We start from the raw sequence: 26212 nt of genomic DNA, 5'->3' as shown, positions 1-26212 counted from the left end.
GAAACGAGGAAACCGATACAGGATTTACCCTAACAAAGAACAAAAAGTTCTTATGGAAAAACACTTCGGTAGTACTCGGTTCGTCTATAACAAACTTCTAAATATTAAATCTACATTATATAGAAAGTGTAGAATAAGTATTTCTGAATTTGATCTTAATAATCACTTGTTAGTTCTAAAAGAAATATATCCCTGGCTAAAAGAGATTAACGCCGGGGCACTTCAGCAAGCAGGCCGAAATCTTAATAAAGCTTTCACAAACTTTTTCAATTTCGGATTCGGTTATCCTCAAAGAAAAAGCAAAAAGGATCATCATTTTTCTTTCCAGCTTCCACAACATTATGATCTTAATGTAGAAAAGTTAGAAATTAAGTTGCCTAAATTCGGTTGGATAAAAGTTAAGATGCACAGAGACATTTTTCAAGGAAAGATGAAAACATTAACAGTATCGAGAACTCCTACTGGAAAATACTATATAAGCGTCTTAACGGATGATGGAATAGAACTACCAGAACCCGAACCTTTTTCTCATGCTACTCTCATCGGAGTAGACGTAGGACTCAAAACATTTGCTGCACTATCAACAGGAGAGAAAATTGATAATCCTAAATTCCTGAAGAATTCTCTTGAAAGGCTGAATTGTTTGCAGAGGAGAGTTTCGGGAAAAGTAATCGGCTCTAAAAACAGAAGAAAAGCAGTACATAAGCTTGCAAAACTGCACGAACTAATCTCAACTCAAAGACATGACTTCCAGCACAATGTCTCAAAAAAGTTCATAAGCGATAACCAAGCAATAGCTATTGAGACATTGAATATCAAGGGAATAATGAAAAACCACAATCGTGCTCAATCAACCGGAGATGCAGGTTGGTATAGTTTTGTCCTGAAATTACAGTATAAAGCAGAATGGTTAGGAAAAACTATATTGAAGATAGGACAATGGGAACCTTCATCAAAGACCTGTAACGTTTGTGGATACAAATATCAAGATCTAACTGAAGAAATAAGAGAGTGGCAGTGTCCCGATTGCGGAACTAACCACGATCGAGACATTAATGCCGCTATTAACATCAAAAAATTTGCACTCCTGGGACAAGAGGTAGAGCCTGTGGACTCGCAGAGGTTGCTCTGGAGAATGAAGCAGGAAGCACCTCCCTCAAAAGCTTGAGCCATTAGGCCAGAGCTTTAGGGAGGGGTAGTTCACTTTTCAAACTGTGAAGTCTCTATTAAATCTGTCAGAGCTTTTTAGAGGCTGCTACAGGTAAAACCACAACTTGCCTCAAAGCGGGATACCTTTCTTCAATCCCAAAGAAGACAGGTAGGGGATGAAAACCGTCAACTGTACCGATAACCTTTTCGCTACCCCTAATCATTATATACCCTCAAATCAATATAATTTAGACACTGGATTCAAGGACCTGGAAACCAATGTAAATAATGTTCACATTCAGGCTCACAAAGTCATGGAAAAACGCCTCTTCTTTGCTTGAAACTATGTAAAGCCGGATCGAGATAGAGACGAAAAATAAGTAGGGCATGGAATGCCCGAATTAAACTTGTGGGAATTTCAAAAATAATCCATGAAGCAGAAAGCCCTTTCCTCGACTTTGAAGAGGCAGGTGAGAGTAGTTCGCTAAAGGGTCTGAATAACCTATAAATAGTTATTAAAAAAGGAAAACAGTTATTTTAAGAAGAAATGGACTTGCAGGGCCTGTAATGTCAGTCCTGGAAGCCCTTGAGGTGAAAGCATGGCTGATGCTGAAGAAATCACAGCGGTAGGGCGCAACAAAAAGACCATCAGAGTGGGAGATGCTGCCAAGTATGTAAATAGCGATACTGTAAGTTATGTGACCGAGATCAAAAAGGACGAACAGGGAAAAGTTTGGGTCCTGCTCGAAAGCACCGATCTCTGGTACAGAGAAGAAACTATGGAGCTTACAGATATCAGACCCGCAGAAAAGAGAGAGGAAAGGGAGTTTACTGCCAAGGAACTGGAAGAAAGATTTAGAAAAGAAAGAGAAACAATGCAGGGCTTCGATCTTGGAAAAGCAGGCGGAGGAGGAGCAGGAGGATAAATCACCCTGCTTTTACCCCATTACCCGGCTTTTTTTCAGTTTTTGCGATATACTTTCTAAACATTTCTTTGTTCATTATAAGAAATATTCACCGTTTTACTTTATCTATCATTTCGCTCAATTTACCATTTCATCTTTCCTGCATTTTCATCCGCTGTGCAAGAATGCATTTTCCGCCATGCCTGCCACCAAGTGGGTTTTGAGGTGAACCCAGGGAGTTCATGCAGCGTGCCATAACAGCTGCACCTCTGGCAAGCCCGTCATCCACAAAGACCACTCTCTCATCGATTTTAGGGGCAAGGTTCATTTTCTCCAGGCAGCTCAGAATTAATTTAGGTTTGTTCCCGGTAATTCCTGCCCTGCCTGTAATTCCGAAAGTTGTGTCTTCAAAGATTAGACCTTCTTTTTTTGCAACTTCTATGAGCCTGCACACCACTCCGGCCATTACCTCGTCAATAACAGCATAAACAATAGGTAACCCATGGCTTTTGCATATCTCCACGCCTATTGCACTCAGTTTTCCCATATTTGAGCCATTTTCCCCCACATCGCAACCTATAAGTGTTACACCTATCTCTTCGGCTGCATCCGGCCTGACAGGGACACTGCCATACCTCTTTCGATCCGAAGGGACTTTCTCAATAATTATAAGCTCATGAATGCGCCTTGAATAATCTTCGATAACTTTAGCTTTCATTTTCAAAGTGAGGAAAGAAGGTGGTTTCTGTTTCTCAAAAACTTCCAGAGCAGTACCCACTTTTGAGTCAACAATCTTCGAGCCCCGAATAATGGCATCAGGAATTGCACCTGCATATCCGCAGAAGTTTCCAATTGTTTTTGCATACGGCTGGTCAGGGCTTGTTATCCTGCCATCAAGGGTTGTCCCGAAGTCAATTGAGATACATGGATTCCTGAAATCCACATCCGTTAGTTTAGCAGCTTCCTTTATTCCTGCCGTTGCGAGCTCTCCCTCCATCTCGTTTGCAACAATTTCAACGCCAGTAGAACCTATCGGAGGCACAACGCCAGCTACGGCCCCATCAAAAATGACTTTTTCCAGTTTGCTGTATTTCTGGAGTTTTTTAGAAATATTCGAGATGGACATTGGCGGAGTCATGTTCTTTGGAGGAACTCCTGCCATCAGACACCCGTCAGCAAGGGCTTTGATAAATTCGCCAACTTCTTCCGGAGAATCGAAACCTGCAACAACACCTGTAGAGCGTACCACAAAGTTAAGGTCAGTCTTTATATCCAGACTGGCTTTTTCCATGGACTCGGTAAGAGTGCTTTTCACCAGTTCTGCAACAGCCTCGCGCGTGAGTTCCACTCCCGTAAGTGTCTTTCCGAACACGGCTTCCCCGGGTTTTGGAGGACGGACATCCCTGGTCATGCGGAGGACCTTGTTTACGATATGCGTCCTTCCAGTGTCCATATTGGTGGCTGTAAGGATAGATTTGGTTGTGGTATTTCCTACTTCTACTGAAGCTACGATAAAGAATGGTTTTGATTTAAGGTCAATATAGCGAACCTGAGGAGATTCTGCAATTCTGGGTTTCAGAGCCATTTTTTCCCTTCCTGAGGATCTGTACATAGTTTCAATTGAATCTACGTCCTGTAAGGTTGAACTGCCAATGTCGAATTCAATTGAACTTGTACTATAGAATGTAATAATGAATTTCATTTTAAGACGGATTGCTTTTTGCAGTTTAATCAAACGTAATCCAGACTGATTTGAAGCTGATTTAAATCAATATAGACTGCTTAAACCTGGTTGAATCTAATATGAATGTGTTGGGTACAACAATTAGAAACCGGATATTTTGAACATCGGGACATTCCGGAGATATTTATCTCCGGGATTTGATAAAGAGATATGACAAGAACACAATTTATCTTAAGTTTAAAGAAGGTATTAACCAAAGCCTATAATAATCTTTGCTAAAACACTTCAAAATGCTGGTTTATTTCAGTTAAGTCCTATCATAACTATCCATCTATAGCGGATTCACGACCCTGGCTTTTTATTATCTCTGCTCATCCATCCTGATCACCTGATTTTTGTATCGGTCTTTTTGTTGTATTCGAGTAATATTTTTAGTATCATTCTTGTTATGTCTACTTTACCATTAATCTCTCTTAGTGTGACATCTTTTAACTCATATCTCAACAGCATTTCTTAAAAAATATTTCGATTTCAAAGCAATGCTTTTAATCGAGCTTAAATTATTCACCCATAAGAATAAATTACAGCACATAATTATAAAGAGCATAATTATAATACCACGTATGATTAATATATACTCATTAAATATAATAATTATATGCTGAAGAACTGATCTAGATCTTTCCCGGGAATAGCAATATGATGTTCCTGAAATTTTCGAATAAATGTTCATTGGAGGCCTTTAATGCCACTAGACCCTATTTGCAAGAAAATTATATCTGACGATAGTGAATACTTTTCGGATTACGGGGGAAAACATTACTATTTCTGCAGTACTGAGTGCAAGCATAAATTCGATGCACTTGAAAAAAGCGTTATCCGTCTCAAGCGGAGCCTGAGTGAAAAGGAAAAAATATCTTTTGGAAAGTTAAAGCGGGATATAATAAAACCCGGTATCTGCACTCTTTGCGGAGCCTGTGCAGCAAGCTGTGAATACATAACTATCAAAGACGGAAAACCCGAACTGGTAGGTCCCTGCAAAGCCTGTGGGGTCTGCTACTACCAGTGCCCAAGAACTATTACTACAGAAGAAGGGCTAATAGGAAGTTTCAGATATGCCTATGCTGCAAAGTCTGCCTTGCCGGAAATACAGGGACAGGACGGAGGAGTTGTGACTTCTCTTCTTCTGTACGCTCTGGACGAGGGACTTATCGACTGTGCAGTAGTTACAACCCGTTCAAAAGAAGAGCCCTGGAAGCCAATACCCATAGTTGCAAAAACCAGGGAAGAAATCCTGGAGAGCAGCGGCAGTATCTACTCCCATTCGATGACACTTGAAGCCCTTATGAGCGCAGTCAAGCAGGGGATGAATAGTGTTGCCTTTGTAGGGACAAGCTGTAACATTGATGCCGTCACAAAAATGCAAAAAAGCTCTTACGGTTTTCTGCACCTCTTTATGAGGGCAAAGGTTCTCAAACTGGGACTTTTTTGTATGGATACCTTTTCCTATGAGGGAATCAAAACCGTACTGGAAAATTATGGAATCACGCTTGAGAATGTCGATGCCATGAAAATCCGAAGAGGAAAGTTCGAAATTACTCTAAAAGATGGAAAAGAGCATGTCTTCGAACTCAGTGACTTTGATGAATACCGAAGCACCTCCTGCCGTTTCTGCACAGACCTGACTGCCGAAAACTCAGATATCTCCTTTGGCGGAGTCGGCAGCCCAAAAGGTTGCACCACAGTCCTGGCCCGTTCAGCCATAGGCTACGAAATCTTCAACGAAGCCGTAGATAACGGCTATATCGAAGCCCGGCACCTCACCGACGAAGAACTCGAAAAAGTACTCAACCTGGCAAAGATGAAAAAAGTCCAGATGTACGCCCTGCATATGAGACAGAAAGCGTAAAATCTTAAAATGAAGAAAAAAATTCTTCCTGAGCAGGCTAAAAATACTGAAAGGAACAGCTTGCTCATTTTTTTAGCATTTTTCTGATTGAAGGTTGGAGTTTATTCCTATAAATCCTACTTTCCGCAGATGTCTTATCAACTTTCACAATTTTCTGATATTGTTTTTAGGAAAACGGCCTTAATTATTTAAACGCGTGTTTTTGAAATATCTCACACTTTTCGACCTTGTGCCTTCATTCAAAGATTCCAATTTCCATTTTCCGAAGATTCAGCTGAGATAATAATTGTGGATTTTTGAGAAATTATCCAAAAAAGATAGCAAGAAACATGTTACTTTATAGAGAACATCTGCGGAAATTCAGATAAATTAGTCTTCTTGAGCAAAGCGAAAAGGACCGCGTACTCCCGAGGCGCAATTCGGGAGATGAAAAAAAGTCCAGATGTACGCCCTGCATATGAGACAGAAAGCGTGAAATCTTAAAATCAAGAAAAAAAATTCTTCCTGAGCAGGCTAAAAATACTGAAAAGAACAGCTTGCTCATTTTTTTTAGCCCGCGTGATAGAAGCTTAATGTTAATGCGTGTAAGTCAGTCCTCTTGAGCCAGAGTCTCGATTGGTTGGTGTTTCAAACGCTACTCATAAATTGGATAACTGCAGATCTGAATATAAGGCACCTTGCTAAACGTTACTAATCTTCCTTTTTGAACACAATTTCAGGGATAATTTCAGTGGTTAAACAGTAATAACAGGGACAGCGTTGCTTTGCAATCTCATTAAATTTCTGGATTTCTTCCATGCTCATTCCAGAATCAACTATGATTTCGAATTTAATAGACTCATAAATAGGGATTGCAGGTTCGTGGGAAATTCCAAAGCTTACACTTAGATCCATATCAGCCCTAACTTTAATCTTAAACTGATTGAGCACTATACCTTCCATTGCAGTCCATTTAGCAAAGCTAGCTGCAAAACAGGATGCTATTCCATACAGGCCATACTGAACGGGATTGGGAGCAGTTCCTCCGCCTCCGAGAGCTACCGGTTCATCTGATTGAATCAGGAACTCTCCTCCCCTCTCGGAATTTATCTTTGTAGAAAATTGAGGTCCTGTCCTGCCAATCTCCCAGTTCCCTTCAAACTCAATCACTTTTTTAGTTTTAGAAGGATCATCTTTTACTTTTTGAAGAGTTTCACTGAATTTATCTACTGCTATTCTATTTATTATCAATTTCTCACCTCATTCCAGAGAATTTTTGGGATCTTGGATTTCAGAGTGATTCCAGGAAATTTCCTAAATCGATTGAGATAGATGAAAGAATCAATAAAATTTGCAGGTATAAGTTTAGGGAATATCGCCGTCGAAGTATATTTATAACCAATATGAAAATTACCCGCATTGAGTATAGCAGAAGAATAAATTCGGAGTAATGTTAGCTGAATAATTATGAACTCTTAATCTATCTGAGAAAAGAATACTTACGCTAAATTGTATTGAAAACACTTTCCTGTTTACCCTGCGAATTGAGAATAGGAAGAATATATATTTATTTCATAAACTGTTTCTATTATGCATTACCAACGGCATTCTATTCAAAATCATTCTATTTTTGAGGAATTTTTATGATTACAAAAGAAGATGTAGAACACATCGGCTGGCTTGCCCGTATTGAAATTAATGAGCAGGAAACAGTCGAATACATGGAAAAACTTAACTCAGTTTTGGAGTACTTTGGGCAGATTGATGAACTGCCGACCGAAGATGTTGCTCCCACATACCATGTTGCTGAGATCTATAACGTATTCAGGGAAGACATGGTTGAAGAATGCCTCCCGCAGGAAACTGTTCTTACAAACACCGAACACAAACAGGACGGGGCTTTCAGAGTCCCGAAGATCGGCTGAGGAGATGTTTTAATGGCAAAATGGATGAGTGTTGCACAGATTAAAGAGAAGATCGGAGAAAGCTCAGCCGAAGAAGTGACAGCCAGCTACCTTGAAATTATCGGAAAGAGCAAAATCAACGGTTACGTAACGGTTTCCGATAAAGCCCTTGAGCAGGCAAAAAAGATCGACGTAGAAGGGCACGATGGACCCCTTGCAGGCGTGCCAATCGCAATAAAGGATAATATCTCCGTCGTCGGGCTGCCAAACAGCTGCGGCTCGAAAATCCTTGAAGGTTACGTTCCTCCTTTCAATGCACATGTTATCGAGAAACTCCTTGCTGCCGGAGCCGTAGTCCTTGGAAAAACCAATATGGATGAGTTTGCAATGGGGTCTTCCACGGAAACCAGCCATTTCGGGCCGACTGCAAACCCATGGGACCTTGAAAGAGTACCTGGCGGATCTTCCGGAGGAAGTGCAGCGGTTGTTGCAGCAGGAGAAGCTCCTTTCGCCCTTGGTTCTGACACAGGCGGGTCCGTACGCTGTCCTGCGGCTTTCTGCGGGGTTGTGGGGCTTAAGCCGACCTATGGGGCAGTTTCAAGATACGGAGTTGTGGCTTACGCGAATTCCCTTGAACAGGTCGGACCTCTTGCAAACAATGTGAAAGATATCGCGGTCTTGATGGATGTTATAGCCGGCTATGACCGAAAAGATTCTACTTCCATTGACAGTAAAACCGAATACCGGAAAGCACTTGTTGACGATGTCAAGGGTCTGAAAATAGGGATTCCGCAGGAATTTTTCGGAGAAGGCATCCATCCTGATGTAGAAAAAGCTGTATGGAATGCTATTCACAAATATGAGAGCCTCGGAGCAACCTGGAAAGAAGTCTCAATGCCTAATATAAAGTATGCTCTTGCCTCATACTATATCATTGCAATGAGTGAAGCATCCTCAAACCTTGCCCGTTTCGATGGAACACGTTACGGGTTCAGAGAAAGCGGCGAAAACTGGCACACAATGGTTTCAAAGACGAGAGCAGAGGGTTTCGGAACCGAAGTCAAAAGAAGGATTCTCCTGGGCACCTATGCACTTTCTGCAGGCTATCACGACAAATACTACCTCAAAGCCCTGAAGGTAAGGACTCTTGTGAAGCAGGACTTTGACAAGGCTCTCTCGGCAGTTGACCTGCTTATGGCACCTACGATGCCGAACCCCGCTTTCAGGATAGGAGAAAAGATTGAAGATCCGCTCACCCTCTACCTTTCGGACGTAAACACCTGCCCGATCAACCTTGCAGGCGTACCTTCAATTTCCGTCCCTTGCGGCTTTACTGACGGATTGCCTATAGGGCTTCAGATAATGGGCAAACCCTTTGACGAGCCCACAGTCCTGCGTGCAGCCTACACTTTCGAGCAGAATACCGATTACCACACAAAGAGACCTCCGGAGGTGGCGTGATGGCCTACGAAAACCCTGACGGCATAAGGATAGGACTTGAAATACATGTCCAGCTTAACAAACTGAAGACCAAAATGTTCTGCGGCTGCTCTACCGATTACCACAATGCAGCCCCCAATACCCACACCTGCCCGGTATGTCTTGGTCTTCCAGGTGCGCTTCCTGTCCTGAACAAAAAAGCTGTGGAAGCCGCAATTAAGGTGGGGCTTGCCCTTGAAGGGGAGATTGCAGAAGAAACCCAGTTCCACAGGAAGAACTACTTCTACCCTGACCTTCCCAAAGGTTTCCAGGTAACCCAGTACGACTACCCCATTGTTGGCAAAGGAAAAGTCGTGATCGAAGGAGAGGACGGGGAGCATGTAGTCGGAATTACACGAGCTCACATGGAAGAAGACCCTGGAAAGCTTGTGCATATAGGGAGCATTGAGAAATCCAAAGGTGTCCTTATCGACTACAACAGATCAGGTATGCCCCTGATCGAAACCGTTACCGAGCCGGATATGAGAAGCCCCAAGGAGGCACGGCGTTTCCTTGACAAGTTCAGAAATATCCTTGAGTACCTGGATGTCTTTGATGGAAACCTTGAAGGAGCTATGCGTGTCGATGCAAACGTCTCGGTCTACTGGGGTACACGTGTTGAGGTCAAAAATATCTCTTCCCATAAAGGAGTTGAAAGGGCTCTTCTGTACGAGATCATGCGCCAGAAGAACGTTATCCGCCGCGGAGGAAAAATTACTCAGGAAACCCGCCACTTCGATGAAGGAAGAGGCGTAACCATTTCCATGAGGACAAAAGAAGAGGCAGAAGACTACCGCTACTTCCGTGAGCCTGACCTTATGCCAATGCGGGTTACTGGCTGGATTCCTGCAATTAAAGAAACCCTGCCTGAACTTCCTGACGCCAAACGTGCACGCTTCATAGAGCAGTACGGCATAACAGATATGCATGCAAGAGCTCTTACCTCAAAGATCATGCTCGCCGACTTCTACGAAGGAGTCTGTGCGAAAGGTGTGGACCCGAAAACTGCCGCCACCTGGGCAGCCGATGTCTTCCTTGGGGAGCTAAACTATCGCGACCTTGCAATCTCTTCTTATGACGGCAAAACGATTGGCTTTATCCACGCAAAAGATCCTGCAGTAGAGAATTCCTTCAAGGTCTCGGATATGGTAGAACTGGTCACCCTTTTTGCCGAAGGCAAAGTAAGTGATAGGGCTGCAGTTGAGGTCATCCGTATAATTTTGGACGGCACTGAAGAAAAGACTCCCTCTCAGATTATTGAAGAAAAAGGCCTATTCAAAGCTGAAGATGACCTGGTCACCAGGGCTGTTGCAGAAACAATTGCCGAGAACACAGCCGCAGTACAGGACTACATTGGAGGAGCAGAAAAATCCCTGAACTTCCTTGTAGGACAGGTCATGAAAAAGACAAAGGGCACAGCAGATGCAAAAACTGCCCGCGAATTAATTGTGAAGGAACTTAAAGGGTAACCCGGTAGGGCTTACCTTTTCAACTACTTTTTATTGAACTTGTGGAATTCTGAGATTCTGGATTCCTTCTCTTCTGTTTTGGAGCGGTAAGGAAGTGCTTTATCTACCAGAGAGAAGCCGCAGCTTTATTCAGGTGAAAATCTTGTAGGGATTGCAGGATAAATGCAGGATTTTTTCGATCCAGCGCCTCAACGCAGCCTTGAATATCACCTTATGAGGAAGTATGGTTTAGTAGAGATCAGGTCTGCGACCTTCGAAAATAGAGCCAGTTTGCCTGATTTCCTTTGCCTCGTCAAGATCAATTTTCCCAATGAGGACACACTCTTTCTTTTCGGCTTCTGCCAGAACGCGGCCCCATCCGTCGGCAATAAAAGAGCCACCAGGATAAGTCGAATACCTATCTTTTCCCACTCTGGTGCAGGCAATATGAGGCAACTGGTTTTCAATTGCACGGGAAAGGGACATAATTCGCCAGGGGTATATATAAAAATCCGGGATATCGGCAGCTGAAACCAGCAAATCTGCTCCCTCAAGGGCCAGTTTTCTGGCAACTTCCGGATATCGGAGCTCATTGCAAACTATGAGTCCTATGGAGAGCCCGTACTTTTGCAACCTGATAGGAGCTATGCTATCTCCAGATGCAAAATACTCTTTTTCCGGGCCATAAAGCTGGACTTTTCGGCGGATGCCTGCCAGCTTTCCGGACTCGATGCAGAAACCGAGGTTATACTGGGAAGGAGCCTTCTTTTCTGAACTTACTGTATCCTCTTTACTTCTTTCTATCTTTTCTATCATTGAGCCTGCAAGAATACAGTCATATTCTCTGGAAAAGGCACGGAGAGCTTCAAGCGTGGGACCGGAAACAGTTTCAGCTACTTCCTCTATATGGTCATAACAAAAACCGGTCGAGAAAACTTCCGGAAAGACGAGAATCTCAGCTTCTTTTGAAACCGCTTCTTCTGCCAGGGAGAGGGCGCGCTCAAGATTTTCATGTTTCGAGCAAAGTGAGATATTCATCTGGATGCAGGCAGCTATTATGCTTGTCACTTTTATTCCTTCCATTCACAAAATATGATTACTTTACTTAGATACTTTATAAGGTTATTCTACTTTCTGATTTAAGATTAAGGTTTTGCGCTGCAGTATAACACTGGTGGTACGGTGTTAGGCACACTGTTGGGTAGTGGTACAGTGCTGGTCCGAAGTATGGATAGTTGCTTCAGGCAGCACTTTGATTACATATGTATCCGAATATTCAAGTATAAAAAAATAAAAGTCGTGAAAACCTGCTGCAGGCAAAATATAAGATATGTGAATCTCAAAATAGCTTGAAGGAAAAAGCTGCCTGCAAGAGAAAGGCCTGAACCATTACTAACCAGAAGACCGACCATAGAGGAGGAAAACACCACGGAAGAACCAGTTTCTGATTTTCGATTCCACGCAACGACACTTATCTTCAAGTTCCGGGACTTCTTTTTCCCCCGCAGGAAAATCCTGGAAGAAGCCGGAATAAAACCCGGTTTCAAAATTCTGGATTACGGCTGCGGATCAGGTTCTTATATTCGTGATGCTTCCGAAATGGTGGGCCCCTCAGGAAAAGTCTATGCCCTGGATATCAACCCTGTTGCTATTGAGATGGTTCGGCACCTGACTACTATAAAACAACTAAAAAACATAGAGACTATCCTTTCTGACTACGATACGGGCCTGCCCAGCGCGAGCCTGGATGTTGTTCTCTTCTATGATACCTATCACACCCTGAATAAGCCGGAACTTGTCATGAAAGAGTTGCACAGGATCCTGAAACCCGAAGGAACCCTTTCTTTTAGCGACCATCACATGAAAGAGGAAGAAATCATGGAAAGTGCAACCCGGAAGAGGTTATTCAAGCTGAAAAAGAAAGGCAAAAGGACATATTCCTTTAAAAAAGACGGGAGTTGATTCAGGTGCAGGCGTGTACCTGGGGATCTAAAGACAAAAAAAATAAAAGAGAAAATGAAAGAATTGAAACTCAGGAAAAGCACAGAGCTTATGGGTTAAGAGATAACTTTCTGTAAATTTTCATTTTTCAGGTGATTTGACTTCCATCGCCATCTTTTGAGCTTAAGAAGGAGCTGGAGCAAATCACTGGTAGTGGGAAGGTCGATTTAACACTTAGGAGGTTGGTTTGTTGGATTTTTGGAGGTTGGCTCAATAAATAGCTAGATATTTTGTAGAATGATTATAGATTGTTTATTAACAAATTCCCTGACCCATTTACAATGTGCTTTTCCCGGTTAACTTTTCGAGTTCATGCCCTTGTTGCCGGAATTACCCCAAGGCTTTCCATGATTCTCATTTCCGCCGGGGTGATAAACGTACCATTGCCGAACAAAAACCCATGCAAAACGGGTTTTGGAGCCTTTATCTCTACTTTTTCTTTCATAGTCTGGATCTCCGTTTCTGGTTTTACAGCTTCCTGCCCATTTGCAGGAATACGGAATCCTATTACCGTATTCTAGTATAAATAGTTTTCCAGTAAATTGAGCGAACAGCCAAATCAGACAAAACGTCCATAAAAACAGGCCGAAACTTTCCGGGTTCAGAAAGACGAACATAAAAATTTGAATTACATACACAAATCAAAAGGTTTCATTTCACGGAGAGTTAGCATTCGACTTGAAAACCGACTTAAGACCCTATCAAAAGATCTATTCAAAAAAATAAAAAATGGAGGAAATTAGTCAGGGCTTTGAGGCCTACTTCCCTCTTTTAACTTCAACTTCTTTTAAAACAATAAACCATACTGACCAGGGAAAAAACAGCCAGAAATCCTCCGAAACCAGAACTTGCTGGAACGTCACTGCTGGCAGCTGCGGGTGTTTCTGCTTCGGCCGGGGTTTCAGGTGAAGCTCCGTACATCTCTTTACTCTTCTCACTGGAGTTTTCTGTTATTGCTTTTGTCTGAGTGTTATTTTCCCCCTGCATCTGAACGTTGCCGGATGTGCTGGCTGAAGTGTTGGTTCCTGCGGTTCCAGTTCCTGCGGCTGCAGGATTTTGTTCTTCGGAAATGACTGTTTTTGCGGGGTAGATTACGTATCCTCCATTGCTTCCTTTTCCCTCATCAGATGTCTTGAAATACCACTCGTCTGTAATGTTGGTCTTGCTGTCAGCATCGACATTAATTGTTATTGCGTCGGTATTTGACATTACTATCTGGTTTCCAAGAGCCTGGTTTACTTCGAAACTGCCAAACTCATCCCCGAATTCAATGGAAAGAGGCTTGTCCTTATCTATCAGCCAGGTATATTTGAAAACTGTAAAATCGGTATCCGCACTTGCAAAAATTGAGTCTACAAGGGTAATGAAATAAATATGTGAGGAATTGTCTCCGAATTCATCTTCTGCAGTAAATATTCTGTCATCTATAGTGCCATCCGTGGAGATTACCGCAGTATCCAGCTCCGTATTATTCTTGTAAAGCGAAAAATAGCATTTGTTCCCTTCAACGTCAATCCCGTTTAGAGTAAGGCTGTACCCGCCGGCAATATCCCAGGTCTCTCCTGCCCTGAGTGTTTTCTTTTCGCTCTCATCCTGCTGGTACAGCATTTTCGCGAGATTTGTTGCATCATTGTCAATAGCACAGTAGGATTTACCAAACAGATGAATCATATAAAAGAAAGATACCTTTGTTACATTTTCTTCTTCAGAGAATACCTTATACTTCGAAGGGAACTGTTTGGTAGTATAAAAGAGTTCACCTTCATCGATTACGCTGGCTGAAGGACTATCTTTCCCGAGGGAAGGGCTGTTTCCTTTGTCCTCAAAATAAAGATGCTCGCCAGACCCGTTAATGAAATTACTGTACTTGTTTGCATTGAAGGAAAAAGCTCCGAAGTTTCTGAAATCCCACGAAATATTCTGGGCATCCGTGCTTCCGGTATCAAAGGGAGTGCCCCTTATTTCAACCGACACAGCCGTACACGTTCCTGCCAACGCCAGAATAAACGTTAGCACAAGGATAGCCAGAGCTACAGCGTTAAATCTCTTTAAGTTCATAAAAATTCTCCACTAGCTTTTAATTTTTGTTTTTCTATGTTCAGACTTTTATCGTGAAAGCAAAATTCAGGCGAATGCGCCCTTTTCTTTTATTTAAAATTTTATATTGGTGGATTAATTTATTCTCAATATTTTAATTTAGTTTCAGTGTATTATTTCCCCGTAAGGGCAGACACACTTTCCTTTTCATATCTTCGATTTCCCGGACAGCTACCTTTACACCATAGACCGAAGACATCATCTTGCTGGTTACAACCGTTTCAACTTCTCCCAGAGCAACCAGCCTGCCTCCCGTCAGGGCTGCAGCTCTGCTGCCCACCAGGAAAGCATGGTCCGGCATGTGGGTGTTCATCACAATAGACATCCCCAGGGAAGCCAGTCTCTGCACAGTCTCCAGCACAAGAACCTGATTGCCAAAATCAAGGTGAGAAGTCGGCTCGTCCAGCAAAAGAAGAGAAGGCTTCTGGACAAGAGCCCGGGCTATCAGTACCATTTGACCCTGTCCACCGCTGAGACTGGCAACCGGCCTTTCCGCAAGGTCAGAAAGCCCCACCACTGCGAGCGATTCCCTTGCAATCTCCATATCCTCTGCACCTGGGGATGCAAACATGGAAAGATGAGGGGCCCGGCCCATTACCACAAAATCCAGCACGGAAAAAGGAAACACCACTTCATTCTGCTGGGGTACGTAACCTATACGCCGGGCAATGCCCCTTACCCCGAGCGAAGCCGTATTTTCTCCCAGGATGCGGACAGATCCGGCAGACGGCTTGAGAATCCCTGCAATGCATTTGACCAGTGTGGATTTTCCTGCCCCGTTCGGGCCCAGGATGCACATAACCTCTCCTTTTTTTAGCGAGAAAGAAATGTTCTCAAAGACCGGCCCGTTTCCATAGGAGAAGGCAAGTGAGTTCACTTCCAGCATCAATTCCATCCCATACGCCCCCTTCGAATAAGATATGCAAACAAAGGAGCGCCTACCAGGGAAGTGAGGATTCCCAGAGGGATCTCCGTAGCGGCAATAGTCCTTGAGAGATCATCTACAAGCAGCATGAACGAGGCTCCGATAACCATACTCATGGGCAGCAAGCGGCTGTAGTTGGGACCAACAATCATCCTTGAGATATGAGGCACGACCAGCCCGACCCAACCAATCACACCGCTGACGCTGACTGCTGCTGAAGTCATAAGAGTTGCACAAACAATGATAATCAGGCGCATTTTTTCTACGTTCATCCCCAGGGCTTTAGCTTCCTCATCTCCCAGTGAAAGGATGTTGATACGCCACCTGAGAAGAAAAAGCACCAGAGCCCCAATAAACATGGGCAATGCTATGTAGAACAGATCACCGTACCTGACAGTAGCAAGGCTTCCCATGAGCCAGAATACTATCGCGGGAAGTTCATCATAAGGATCTGCAATATATTTTACCAGTGATGTGAGAGCTGTAAACATAGAGCTCACAATTATTCCGGAAAGCACGAATACCAGAGTTCCCGCGCCTTTACTGGCTTTACCCATACTTATGGCAGCAAACATCGCCAGCAATCCGAAAGCAAAAGCCATCAGCTGTATAAGCAGATAACTATCCCACAGAAGTATTGCCAGGCATGCTCCGAAACCCGCACCTGCGCCCACTCCCAGGATATAGGGAGAAACGAGAGGATTGCGAAAGATCCCCTGAAAAGAGACCCCGGCTGTAGAAAGAGCCGCTCCTACCAGCAAAGCTGCAAGTATCCTGGGCAGCCTTACATTGAATAGGACCGTGTGTTGAGTGGAAACCGAGGCAGGAGTACCAAAAAAGAGAGATGAAAAAGCTTTCATACTCTCGTCCACAACCGCCGATACAGGAGTCTGATATCTCCCAACAAAAAGGGAGCCTATGAGTAATGCGACGGGCAACAGGTACACCAGAGCAGTGCGGGAATACCTGTAATCAGGCATCGTTATACCTCATCACATGCCTGGGCCAGATCCCTGAGGAGGGCCTGTGAAAAGACCTGTTAGGCGTGGCTTCCTCAAACGGCATACCATAAAACTGCAGGTAGAACTCATCTGCTTCCTTTTTCAGGTCAATTCCGGAGTTTCCGGGATGCAGCCTATCTGCTATGTACATTAGCCCCAGTATCCAGCGAGGGCTTCCGAAATCCCAGGAAGGTGGGACTGCATAAATCCGCTGCTGTTTTACAGCATCCGCATGTATGTCGTATTGCCGGCACAGGGCATAGAACTCATCGAGGGGACGAGAAAGGAAACCGGAAATGAAAATAGTCTCCGGATTATGTTCATTGATAAAGGAAGGAGAAATATTTACACCCGGTTTGCCTTCTTTTTGAAGCTGCTTATTTATGCTCACGCCCCCGGAAAATGTTACAAGGTTGTTTTCCATTCTCCCGCCGTTCAGGGCAAAGAGAGGAGAGCCCATGCAGTAATACACCTTATGACCGCTATTTTCTGCTGCAAGGGAATGGACAAGCTCCAGGCGTGTACGGATAAAGGAAATAAGTTCTTCTCCCTTTTCCGGTACATTTGCCTTTTCAGCAATTATCCTGACAAACTCAAGATAAGCGTACGGCTGCTGTATCATATGGTGCACCTGCATAAGGGTCCCGGAATCGGAGACCTTCCTCCAGATGTCTATTAACCTGGAATCGTCCAGTATTCCCAGACACGTAAGCACTGCATGGACCATCCCGAAAGCCCGGCTTATCCTGTACCCGCCCATGAAACCTTCTTCATTGAAGCTTTCGGTTGCAGTTTTCCCTTTAACGGGCACAGTCTTCCCGCAATCACAGGCGTAACTTATCCAGGGTTTTACAGGCCTGGAACCCATGGGCCCGTAGAACTCCCGCTCTGTCAGGAGACTCCCGCATTCAGGACAGTACGTATTCAATAATTCCGTACCCGGAGAATTGAAGAGATAGACATAATCTACGTACTTGCGCAGAGAGGTACACAGGCTCTCCGCCTCTCCTGCAGAAGGTTCAAGCTCAATCGGTGTGTCCCCGAAGGGAATGAATCTCATGACCTGAACCGGAATGGTTGGGGAGATATCAGACACTGCTTCTGCAACCTTTATCACGTCTTCTTCATTTCCCCTGGAATAAACAACTGAAGTTTCAACATGCACCCCCATATCAAAAAGTCGGGAAATATTGCGGAAAACAGGAGCCGATGAAGGAACTCCGCAACTTATGTAACTCCGGTCAGAATAACCTTTAATTCCAACATTCATGAAATCCACAAGCTGCCCAAGCTCTTCTAAAGTCTCACCTGTGAAATAGCAGTTGGTGGAACAACCTGCAAGTAAACCCTTTTCTTTTGCCTGCACTGCAAGGTCCCTGAACAGATAATAATTTGCAGCAGGCTCATTCAGGGTAGAAACCACACCAAGACAATCCTGCTGCAGGGCTCTCTCCACTACCTGAGAGGAAGTTAAAGTGGAGCGGGAAAGAGGTTGGCCCGATGCCACTAATCGAGCTACGCACCCGGAACACCGGAAATTGCAGCCCGTACCGAAGACCTGGAGGAACTTACCTGAGGGATGATAATGAAGCAAAGGAATCGTTTCTATGGAAACAGGATATGCTCCCATGTATCCCAGACCAGGGTCCTGGACTATGGTACCGCCAGTACAGACATAAGTCCCGCACCTGCCCCTGCTGTATTCATTGATTTCACACCCGAATTCGCACACATTGCACTGCATTTTTTTAACCTCCCTTACTTAATACCACCCAGAAGCCCGAATCATCCTGAACTACACGGCAGGAAATTTCGGTCTGCTTCCCGGCTTCCTGCATAGCCTGAAGGTTTTCCGGACTGAGACGTTTTTTTGAGGCGGCATGCCAGTCCGGGTCTATTTCGACCATTTTTTCAGAGATCTGAGCTTTCAATTCCTTTGTACCAAAACCGCCCCCTATCCAGGCCTGCCCGCCCGGAGTAAGGACGCGGGAAATTTCCGTGAAAGCCACAGGCAGGTCTTTCCAGAAAAATACGGAGCCGCGGCTTACTATCAGGTCTGCACAGTTATCCCTGAAGGGGAGCAGATGCACATCAGCCTGCACAGGAACAACTTTACCTGAGAGGCAGTGGTGGTGAGCTTTGTCCTTTGAAAGCCTGCACATATCCGTTGAAAAATCAACACCATAGACATGCATCTCCGTAATTTCCGCAACAGCGATCCCTAGGGACGCTATACCGCATCCCATGTCCAGGCATATGCCCTGTTTTATCCCGCTTTGTTCGACGATATGAGCCGCTATTACAGGGTAGATGGGAGCAAAGATGTGCTCGGCAATATAGGGGAAACCCGGAGATTTGCCCTTCTCGCTCACGTTCAAGCCTCTGCTGAAGGGTTAAGTAGCGTATTCAGTTCTTCATCAGTGAGCTCATAGTGGAAAAATTCCGAGTAGAACTCACGGGTCAACTGGGGGAGATCCATATTTGTGAAAAGGTCCGGATATAGCATTTTTGCAGTCCAGGCAGTCCCTATGATAAGGTGAGGGCCCTGGGGTCTGTCAATCCAGCAGAAAGGATTCTGAGGAGCAAGATATACCCGTTTGTTCTGAACAGCATCTACGCTTGCCCAGAGTGAATCAGAGTATACGGTTGCGTAGAACTGAGGATTTGACGTGATAATTACTTCGGGGTTCCAGTCCATGACCTGTTCTATTGAAACCTGCGTCATGCCGTTCCCTGGCGTAAGCTGGCAGTCCGCAACGTTGACGCCGCCGCAGATATCAATGACCTGGGAGTGCTGAGAACCTGAAGGGTCGGTCATCAGTCCTTTTGGACCTTCGGCATAGTAAACAAGTACTTTTTCATCTTCAGGAATGTCTTTTACAGTATTGTTGATCTCATTGAGGATTGAACTGCGGAACTCAATCAGTTTTTCAGCCTGGTCTTCACAATCAAGCAGCTTACCCACGTATTCGATAGTAGGATCAGATTGCGTCACAAAGATAATGGAATCATCAACGGCAACCACCGGAATGCTGCCGAAACTTTCCTGCCTGCGTTCTATGGCTTCATTGATTTCTCCATCCGTGGTGTACCCTTCAATTACAATGTCAGGGTCCATGCTGATTATAGTTTCATAGTTCCCGGTCTGTGCCCCGAACCAGCCTCCTATTACGGGCAGATTTGTGTAATTTTCATTCATGAAAGGTTGTGTAAAATTATTTTTGAAATTCCAGCCTGCAAGTTTGTCCGGCGCAAGCATATAAACGAGAATAGTGGACGGGGGAGAAGTGGCTACTATCGAGGAGACTTCCGCCGGCACAGTTAGCTGCCTGCCCAGCATGTCGGTGATCTGAACAGTGCTTGAGTTCTGCACAGCCTGCGAGTTCGTAGTTTCTGCACAGCCGCAGGATGCAACAGCCAGAACCAACAGAGAGAGTATCAATATTGTACCTATTTTTCCACGCATAGAAATCCCTACAGACTTTTGATGGCTTAATGGTTATGTTCGAATAAACATAATGATATAAAAATATATTCCATTCTTTAAGAGAATGGAAAACGAAGAAGAACACGTTTTTTAAAGGCTTTTTGCGTTTTTACAGCATACCGATGGTTTTCAGTGAATTGACGCATTAAATGATTGTTTTTTGGGTTTTGACAACATTTGCCGGAATACGGTAACCTATTTCCTAGTTATTCTATAAATAAGTTTCTACAAGATAGGAGAAAGATTATAGATTGCCTTACATTATGAGCTGATCCCAAAACTCAAAATTGATTCTCTGAATCTCGAATTTTGAGTTTTGGGATCAGCTCTATGGAAAAAAGCTCAAATCCAGTATAAGAATGGAAAAGTAATCGACATCAATAGCGTTTTTCATTTATGGGAAAACGCTCAATCAACAAAAGTATTATGACATAAAAATTAAGAATAAAACTTATAGACAGCCCATAGTCAGACGCAGCGAAGCCGCAACTGTCAGGATCGATCGCGAGGGATGTAATGAATAGGGAATGTGAAGGATAAATCCTAAAGCTCAGCCGGGAATTGAAATCATTTCAGATAATCTTTCTTCACTTCAGCCAGTACTCTGTTAAAAGGGCACCCAAAATAAACACAACGGGAACACTCATACCGCCATATTGTCAGTAAAAAAATCAATATAGAGACCAGATAAGCCCCTAGCAGAAATGGCACTTTTAAAAGCCAAGGAAGCGGAAAGAGATTCACGATTATGAATCCCAGAGATGTAATGGCAAGATCGAATTTGCCCGGGAGGCACGGCCTGGGCCTGAAATGCTTCGGCCAGCCCCAGTTCATCATGCACCTCAATTTTTTTCCTTCCGTGGGATAATAGGGGCAGTGAGTACAGAAAAAATGCTGCTCCAGAATATTAAAGTGGAAAAAGACTGTGAAAATATAGGCAAGCAGCCACCCGGTTGAACTGATGCCAATGACAAGCCCAGCCGAAAATAGAATAATCAGGGTTACGAAGTTCTAGTAAAGAAAATCCTCAAATTCATGCTCCAATTTAAGGGAAGCACAGCTGCCTGAACCTGATATCCGAAGTTCCTCTCCTGAAAGCTTAATATTCTCGGAAAGGTCATCCATTTTCTCAAATTCGTTTTTGACACCTGCAGGAACCCGGTTCATAGGGCACTCGAAGTTAAGGCACCTTACGCATTCGTACCGCCTGGCGGTCAAAAAGAAAAGCGTCCAGGCAACGATATAGGCTCCCAGCAGCAGAGGGTCCCTGACCAACCAGTAAACCGGAAAGAAAAACATGGGTAGGGCTCCAAGCACAGTCATCACCTTTTCAAAAGGGCTGTGAGAACCAGGACGGGCTTTGAAAATCTTTGGCACTCCCGAAAGCATCATGCACTTTACGCAACCCTTGCTCCTGATGTAGTAAAAGCAGTGAGTGCAGGCAAACCGGAATTCGATTACCAAAAAGAAAAAGAGAGATATTCCGATGTAAACTGCAACCCATTTGAGCGAATCCCTGGCAATTGCTATGGAGCCGATGAGGAAGGGGATCGTGTTGAAGAAGTTCCAGTAAAGGCGATCTCTGGAGGAATGTTCTGTTTTGAGGGGGACACCGGAATTCAGGGGAGACATAGAGGAGTTTTTGGGAAGAAAAGGTAAAAAGGTTATGTTTGCCTCTCAAATGCCTATTTTACTTCTCAAGCATCCACTTCCAGAGCGGAATGTATGTGATCCCGTTTTCTGTCTTTTCAGTGTCTTTTGTCAGCAGGATGAGTTCTTTTATGCGAGAAGCAAATTCCTCCTCTTCAGAGAACTTCTTGAGGGCACTAACCTCTCTTTCAGCGATACTGTTGCTGTACGTGACATTGATTGCAGTCAGCGAATTGTTCTCTTCCTTCACTATGAAATCAACTTCACCCCCATTTTTCCAGTAATAGACCTCTTTTTCCCGGCGCATAAGTTCGAGGAAAACCAGGTTTTCGGCAAGCCTGCCTTCGTCTTTTGAGAAGATGAAAGATACGGCATTCCGAAGTCCGTTATCGAGACAATAAACCTTTTTCGGATTTATTGCCTGTGCCTTTAAAGAATAGCTGAAGAGTGATAGGAAATAGACAAGAGAGATGTCCTCAAGGTAAGAGAGGTATTCCAGGAGAGTACTTTTTGAGACCTCCTGATCCTGCTTTATCGTTTTGTAGTAGGAGGTTACACTGAAAGGATTCCCGATGTTTGTGACCAGGTATTTTGTGAGAGCTTTGAGCAGGGTGGTATTCCGGATGGAGAAACGTTCCACAAGATCCCTGTAGATCATCATTTCAAAGTAATCCTGAAGAATCTTCTTCCGGAGCTCCGGAGCTTCGAGCACGACTTCGGGAAAGCCCCCTTCATAGAGATATTCCTCAAAAAGCTTCTTGAGTTCAAACCGCTGCTTCGAATACTCGAAATCTCGAACAGGCTCAACTCCCCGGAAAGCAAGGTACTCCCGAAAATTCAGGGGATAGAGGTAAAAAGAAAGAGTCCGGCCTCTAAGGCTTGTTGCAAGCTCCTTTGAGAGCATCTTCGAACTCGACCCCGTAAGAAAGAGCTTCAAATCCCCCCTATCATAGAGCCTGCGCACATAGACTTCCCAGCCCGGAACATTCTGCACCTCATCAAAAAAGAGATACAGCTCCCGGTCCACGTTTTCAGGGTAGAGTTCATAATACGCCTCAAGGATTGAGTTCAGATCCTTAACATCTAGCGGCAGGATCCTCTCGTCCTCGAAGTTGATGTAAAGAATCCGTTCTCTTCCAACACTCGCTTCAAGCTCCCCTATCATCTGGAAAAAGTAAGAAGTCTTCCCTATCCGCCTCGCTCCTATCAGACTTACAATCTTCCTGGTCTCCGGAATTTCAAGGGCACGGGGATAAATTTCAGGAAGCTTCCTTTCGTGGAACTCCTTTATGAGGTATTTGAAAAGCTCCTTTTTTTCCATGGTCTTCTATAAGAGACCATTTTACTTAAAATTTGGTCTTGTATAGAAGACCAGTTTTATCACATTCTGGTCTTCTATACAAGACCATTATTAGAAGGATCCTGTATTTAACGGCTTAACCTGGTAAAAGGCAAGCAAAAAAACAGAAAAAAACAGAGAAAAAAACAAAGAAAAAAACAAAGAAATACTTCACCCAAGCTGCGTGAATAGTCTATCCCAGTCTGTCTTGTCCGCTCTCGAAGCGATGCGGTCTGAACCATAAAACAGCTGAAATGAAACAATAAATAAGAAGCAAAATACATAAAATCAGATAATAATCACTAAAAGGAGAAGGAGTAATGAAAGAAAACAATCCCAGAATAAAACTCTATATCGCCTGCAGCCTCGATGGCTTCATAGCTCGAGAAGACGGCAGCATAGACTGGTTAACCAAATACGAAAACAATCCCGAAACCGACTACGGCTATTCCGAATTCTATGAATCAATAGGTACAGTCCTCATGGGCAGGAAAACCTACGAGCAGGTCCTGGGTTTCGGAGACTGGCCTTACGGAGAGAAAAAGTCATACGTTTTTACAAGACAAAAAGAGCCCCTGCGCCACGAAAAAAACGTAGAATTTGTTTCAGGGGACATCGGGGAATTTGTGCGCCGGCTGAAGGAAAATACTGATGAGGATATCTGGCTCGTAGGCGGCTCACAGTTAATTAAGGTATTTCTCGAAGAAAACCTTGTGGACGATATGATTGTTTTTGTGGTTCCGATCATTTTAGGGAGTGGAATCCCATTATTTGACCGGATCGGTAAAGAAATTAGGCTCAGGATAATTAATACAGAGAGATATAAGAGTGGGTTGGTAAGGTTGGAGTATATAATTAGAGGGTGACATAAGAAAAAATAGCAAACCATAAAAAGAAGATCGCTCAAAGTTCTTAACAAAATTAATCCAGCTTTCGAGTGATCCAATGGTAATTCCAGATTATCAATCTGTAATGCTCCCTTTGTTAAAATATGCAAGAGATGGCAAAGAGCACCACATCCGCGGTGCAGTAGAAGAACTAGCCGAAGAATTCAGGCTAAGTGAAGAAGAAAGAAAAGAGCTGTTACCGAGCGGGCGGCAGGCTATTTTTAATAACCGGGCTGGATGGGCGTGTACTTACCTGAAAAAAGCCGGATTACTGGATTCCAGAAAAAAAGGATATTTTTCCATCACCCAAAGAGGATCGGATGTCATTAAAGAAAAACCTGCCTCCATTGATGTCAATTTTTTGAAACAATATAAAGAATTTAATGAGTTTTACAATAAGGACAAACCGACTTTAATCGATAAACCAGATATTCCTGAAATAGAAGGAACAAAAGCCCTCGATCCCGAAGAGTTCCTTGAGATCGCGTATCAGAAACTCCATAACGAACTCGTTTCCGAAGTTCTTTCTATCATAAAGAAATGCTCAGCCGGTTTTTTCGAGTCGTTGGTTGTTGATGTCCTGACAAAAATGGGTTATGGAGGTTCAAGAGCCGATGCCGGAAAAGCAGTTGGCAAAAGTCATGACGGAGGTATTGACGGCATCATAAAGGAAGACAGGCTAGGGCTTGATGTCATCTACATACAGGCAAAAAGATGGGAAGGCACGGTCACAAGACCTGAAATCCAGAAGTTTGCCGGAGCCCTGATCGGGAAAAAAGCGAAAAAGGGCGTTTTCATAACAACTTCTGTCTTTTCAAAAGAGGCTATTGAATATGCCGATCTTACAGGGAACATTGTCCTGGTCGATGGGGAAATGCTTGCAAGGCTGATGATCGAGTATGGAGTGGGAGTTTCAAAAGTAAAATCTTACGATGTTAAAAAAATGGATACGGATTATTTTGAAGAAGAGGTAGTTTGAGAATTGGAAATCCCACAAAAGCCTTCTTTCAATAAAAAATATATACTTGAAGTCCCCATATAATAGTTTGAAATCAAACTAATGTCGGCATCCAAAGACATATTAAATATAAATATATCTAAACCGATATTTTAATGAATGCTGTGAATTTAAAATCTGAGGATTGCAGCAGAAGACAGGATAGAACTTTTTGTGTAAAAATTGAAATTTCCGGTTTGGGGAATAAACTCTCCATTTTATAGAATTTGAGAGTATTATTTGGATAATCAGGGAAACAAAAATGACACAAAACGGAAAGTCCACCTTATGCTAGATAAGAAATATATATCTGTAATCAGAATACTTATTATTGATTCTACTTGATTGAACTTAATAAAATAAGTCCAGAATATAGAAATCAAAGACTGAAAACCCAGACGTTAGCCTGGGAGGATGTCATGTGAGAAGTCATGAAGAACATGTTTAAAACCACAATTCTACTCGCTTCCCTTACAGGGCTTCTGGTCCTTATCGGAAACTACTTCGGTGGGACGGGCGGAATGATAATCGCATTCTTATTTGCGGTCATCCTAAACTTTGGGAGTTACTGGTACAGCGATAAGCTCGTGCTGAAAATGTACAGAGCAAGGGAAGTTACCCCGGCAGAGTCTCCGAACCTGCACAGGATCGTGAGTGACCTTGCAATGAAAGGAGGACTTCCGAAACCTAAAGTTTATATTGTTGAGTCCGGGATGCCAAATGCGTTTGCAACAGGCAGGAACCCAAAACATGCAGCTGTAGCGGTTACAACCGGGATTCTCAACCTGCTTTCGAGTGAGGAGATCGAAGGGGTGCTGGCACACGAGCTGGCTCATGTCAAAAACCGTGATACCCTTATCAGTGCGGTGGCTGCAACCATTGCAGGTGTTATCACCATGCTGGCTACCTGGGCCCGCTGGGCTGCAATCTTTGGCGGCTTTGGTGGCAGGGACGATGATAACGGTGGAATCGTAGGCTTTATCGTAATGGCTGTGCTTGCCCCGCTGGCTGCAACCCTTATCCAGCTCGCAATCTCCCGTTCAAGGGAGTTCGCTGCGGATTACGAAGGCGCCAGGATGTGCAAAAAGCCCTGGGCACTTGCAAATGCCCTGGAAAAACTGGAATATGGAAACTCCCACTTCCAGCCAAGCATCAGGGACGTACAGGCAAAAGAGACCACAGCCCACATGTTTATCGTCAACCCTCTCAAAGGCGGAACTATTCAGTCCCTTTTCAGGACTCACCCTGTAACCGATGAACGTGTAAAGCGCCTGAGAGCAATGAGATTCTAAAGCTCTCTGAAAAAACATTTTTTCCTTTAATTTTAACTTTCCTTTTTGTATTTTTTTCTTTTTATTCTTATTTTCAACC

Annotated in this window: 24 protein-coding genes; 10 read left to right on the top strand and 14 right to left on the bottom strand. The window is 43.8% G+C overall.

Annotated features, from left to right (window positions below; translation table 11 throughout):
* Window positions 1-52 precede the first annotated feature (52 nt).
* On the top strand, window positions 53-1168 hold the full coding sequence (locus ACZ5A8_RS00400; RefSeq protein WP_464531614.1) for an RNA-guided endonuclease TnpB family protein: 1116 nt from the start codon (window positions 53-55) through the stop codon (window positions 1166-1168).
* 67 nt (window positions 1169-1235) lie between these two features.
* On the opposite strand, the gene ACZ5A8_RS00395 is transcribed toward ACZ5A8_RS00400, so the two are convergent.
* The gene (locus ACZ5A8_RS00395; protein WP_464531612.1) at window positions 1236-1373 is read right to left on the bottom strand and encodes a hypothetical protein; all 138 of its coding nucleotides are present in this window, start codon (window positions 1371-1373) and stop codon (window positions 1236-1238) included.
* 24 nt (window positions 1374-1397) lie between these two features.
* A complete protein-coding gene (locus ACZ5A8_RS00390; RefSeq protein ID WP_464531611.1) occupies window positions 1398-1538 on the bottom strand; it encodes a hypothetical protein in 141 nt (46 codons plus the stop codon).
* 210 nt (window positions 1539-1748) lie between these two features.
* Here ACZ5A8_RS00390 and ACZ5A8_RS00385 point away from each other — a divergent pair, with 210 nt between their 5' ends.
* A complete protein-coding gene (locus ACZ5A8_RS00385) occupies window positions 1749-2075 on the top strand; it encodes a DUF2098 domain-containing protein (RefSeq protein WP_464531610.1) in 327 nt (108 codons plus the stop codon).
* 130 nt (window positions 2076-2205) lie between these two features.
* Here ACZ5A8_RS00385 and ACZ5A8_RS00380 read toward each other — a convergent pair whose 3' ends face one another.
* The gene (locus tag ACZ5A8_RS00380; protein ID WP_464533965.1) at window positions 2206-3639 is read right to left on the bottom strand and encodes a methanogenesis marker 14 protein; all 1434 of its coding nucleotides are present in this window, start codon (window positions 3637-3639) and stop codon (window positions 2206-2208) included.
* Window positions 3640-4483: 844 nt separating this feature from the next.
* On the opposite strand from ACZ5A8_RS00380, the gene ACZ5A8_RS00375 reads away from it, so the two are divergent.
* Window positions 4484-5647: a Coenzyme F420 hydrogenase/dehydrogenase, beta subunit C-terminal domain gene (locus ACZ5A8_RS00375; protein WP_464531608.1), complete on the top strand. Its 1164-nt coding sequence runs from the start codon at window positions 4484-4486 to the stop codon at window positions 5645-5647.
* A 690-nt stretch (window positions 5648-6337) separates the two neighbouring features.
* Here ACZ5A8_RS00375 and ACZ5A8_RS00370 read toward each other — a convergent pair.
* Complete coding sequence (locus ACZ5A8_RS00370) at window positions 6338-6877, bottom strand: OsmC family protein (protein WP_322221911.1); 540 nt, start codon at window positions 6875-6877, stop codon at window positions 6338-6340.
* A gap of 392 nt (window positions 6878-7269) precedes the next feature.
* Here ACZ5A8_RS00370 and gatC point away from each other — a divergent pair, with 392 nt between their 5' ends.
* From gatC to gatB, 3 genes are read left to right on the top strand one after another with little or no spacing between them, the layout of a single operon-like run.
* Window positions 7270-7551: an Asp-tRNA(Asn)/Glu-tRNA(Gln) amidotransferase subunit GatC gene (gatC, locus tag ACZ5A8_RS00365; RefSeq protein WP_322221913.1), complete on the top strand. Its 282-nt coding sequence runs from the start codon at window positions 7270-7272 to the stop codon at window positions 7549-7551.
* Window positions 7552-7563: 12 nt separating this feature from the next.
* A complete protein-coding gene (gatA, locus tag ACZ5A8_RS00360; protein ID WP_464531607.1) occupies window positions 7564-8991 on the top strand; it encodes an Asp-tRNA(Asn)/Glu-tRNA(Gln) amidotransferase subunit GatA in 1428 nt (475 codons plus the stop codon).
* Window positions 8991-10478 carry an Asp-tRNA(Asn)/Glu-tRNA(Gln) amidotransferase subunit GatB gene (gatB, locus tag ACZ5A8_RS00355; RefSeq protein WP_464531605.1) on the top strand — a complete coding sequence of 496 codons (1488 nt, stop codon included), beginning with the start codon at window positions 8991-8993 and terminating at the stop codon, window positions 10476-10478. The genes gatA and gatB overlap by 1 nt, the downstream gene beginning before the upstream one ends.
* 228 nt (window positions 10479-10706) lie before the next feature.
* Here gatB and ACZ5A8_RS00350 read toward each other — a convergent pair whose 3' ends face one another.
* Window positions 10707-11525, bottom strand: coding sequence for a carbon-nitrogen hydrolase family protein (locus ACZ5A8_RS00350; protein ID WP_464531604.1), 819 nt, complete (start codon window positions 11523-11525; stop codon window positions 10707-10709).
* A gap of 294 nt (window positions 11526-11819) precedes the next feature.
* Here ACZ5A8_RS00350 and ACZ5A8_RS00345 point away from each other — a divergent pair, with 294 nt between their 5' ends.
* Entirely contained in the window at window positions 11820-12419 is a 600-nt protein-coding gene (locus tag ACZ5A8_RS00345; RefSeq protein ID WP_464533964.1) for a class I SAM-dependent methyltransferase, read from the top strand.
* A gap of 349 nt (window positions 12420-12768) precedes the next feature.
* Here ACZ5A8_RS00345 and ACZ5A8_RS00340 read toward each other — a convergent pair whose 3' ends face one another.
* The 9 genes from ACZ5A8_RS00340 to ACZ5A8_RS00300 form a co-directional block, all read right to left on the bottom strand.
* Entirely contained in the window at window positions 12769-12903 is a 135-nt protein-coding gene (locus ACZ5A8_RS00340) for a hypothetical protein (protein WP_255680188.1), read from the bottom strand.
* Between the two features lie 332 nt (window positions 12904-13235).
* The gene (locus ACZ5A8_RS00335) at window positions 13236-14516 is read right to left on the bottom strand and encodes an S-layer protein domain-containing protein (protein ID WP_464531602.1); all 1281 of its coding nucleotides are present in this window, start codon (window positions 14514-14516) and stop codon (window positions 13236-13238) included.
* Between the two features lie 133 nt (window positions 14517-14649).
* Entirely contained in the window at window positions 14650-15450 is an 801-nt protein-coding gene (locus ACZ5A8_RS00330) for an ABC transporter ATP-binding protein (protein ID WP_464531601.1), read from the bottom strand.
* Entirely contained in the window at window positions 15441-16460 is a 1020-nt protein-coding gene (locus tag ACZ5A8_RS00325) for a FecCD family ABC transporter permease (protein ID WP_464531600.1), read from the bottom strand. The genes ACZ5A8_RS00330 and ACZ5A8_RS00325 overlap by 10 nt, the downstream gene beginning before the upstream one ends.
* Window positions 16453-18225 carry a radical SAM protein gene (locus ACZ5A8_RS00320; protein ID WP_464531598.1) on the bottom strand — a complete coding sequence of 591 codons (1773 nt, stop codon included), beginning with the start codon at window positions 18223-18225 and terminating at the stop codon, window positions 16453-16455. The genes ACZ5A8_RS00325 and ACZ5A8_RS00320 overlap by 8 nt, the downstream gene beginning before the upstream one ends.
* 4 nt (window positions 18226-18229) lie before the next feature.
* Window positions 18230-18853, bottom strand: a complete 624-nt coding sequence (locus tag ACZ5A8_RS00315; RefSeq protein ID WP_464531597.1) for a class I SAM-dependent methyltransferase — start codon at window positions 18851-18853, stop codon at window positions 18230-18232.
* A 2-nt stretch (window positions 18854-18855) separates the two neighbouring features.
* Window positions 18856-19947 (bottom strand): iron ABC transporter substrate-binding protein, encoded by a 1092-nt coding sequence (locus ACZ5A8_RS00310; RefSeq protein WP_464531595.1) that lies wholly within the window; start codon window positions 19945-19947, stop codon window positions 18856-18858.
* Window positions 19948-20979: 1032 nt separating this feature from the next.
* Window positions 20980-21600, bottom strand: coding sequence for a hypothetical protein (locus tag ACZ5A8_RS00305; RefSeq protein WP_464531594.1), 621 nt, complete (start codon window positions 21598-21600; stop codon window positions 20980-20982).
* A gap of 58 nt (window positions 21601-21658) precedes the next feature.
* Window positions 21659-22939, bottom strand: a complete 1281-nt coding sequence (locus ACZ5A8_RS00300; RefSeq protein ID WP_464531592.1) for an ATP-binding protein — start codon at window positions 22937-22939, stop codon at window positions 21659-21661.
* 338 nt (window positions 22940-23277) lie between these two features.
* Between ACZ5A8_RS00300 and ACZ5A8_RS00295 the strand changes: the two genes are divergently transcribed.
* The 3 genes from ACZ5A8_RS00295 (at window position 23278) to htpX (ending at window position 26133) form a co-directional block, all read left to right on the top strand.
* Window positions 23278-23823, top strand: coding sequence for a dihydrofolate reductase family protein (locus ACZ5A8_RS00295; RefSeq protein ID WP_464531591.1), 546 nt, complete (start codon window positions 23278-23280; stop codon window positions 23821-23823).
* 79 nt (window positions 23824-23902) lie between these two features.
* A complete protein-coding gene (locus tag ACZ5A8_RS00290) occupies window positions 23903-24823 on the top strand; it encodes a restriction endonuclease (protein WP_464531589.1) in 921 nt (306 codons plus the stop codon).
* Window positions 24824-25272: 449 nt separating this feature from the next.
* Window positions 25273-26133 carry a zinc metalloprotease HtpX gene (gene htpX / locus ACZ5A8_RS00285; RefSeq protein WP_229390554.1) on the top strand — a complete coding sequence of 287 codons (861 nt, stop codon included), beginning with the start codon at window positions 25273-25275 and terminating at the stop codon, window positions 26131-26133.
* Window positions 26134-26212 lie beyond the last annotated feature (79 nt).

It is taken from the genome of Methanosarcina subterranea, from assembly GCF_055385895.1.
This window is presented reverse-complemented; position numbering and strand designations above follow the sequence as displayed.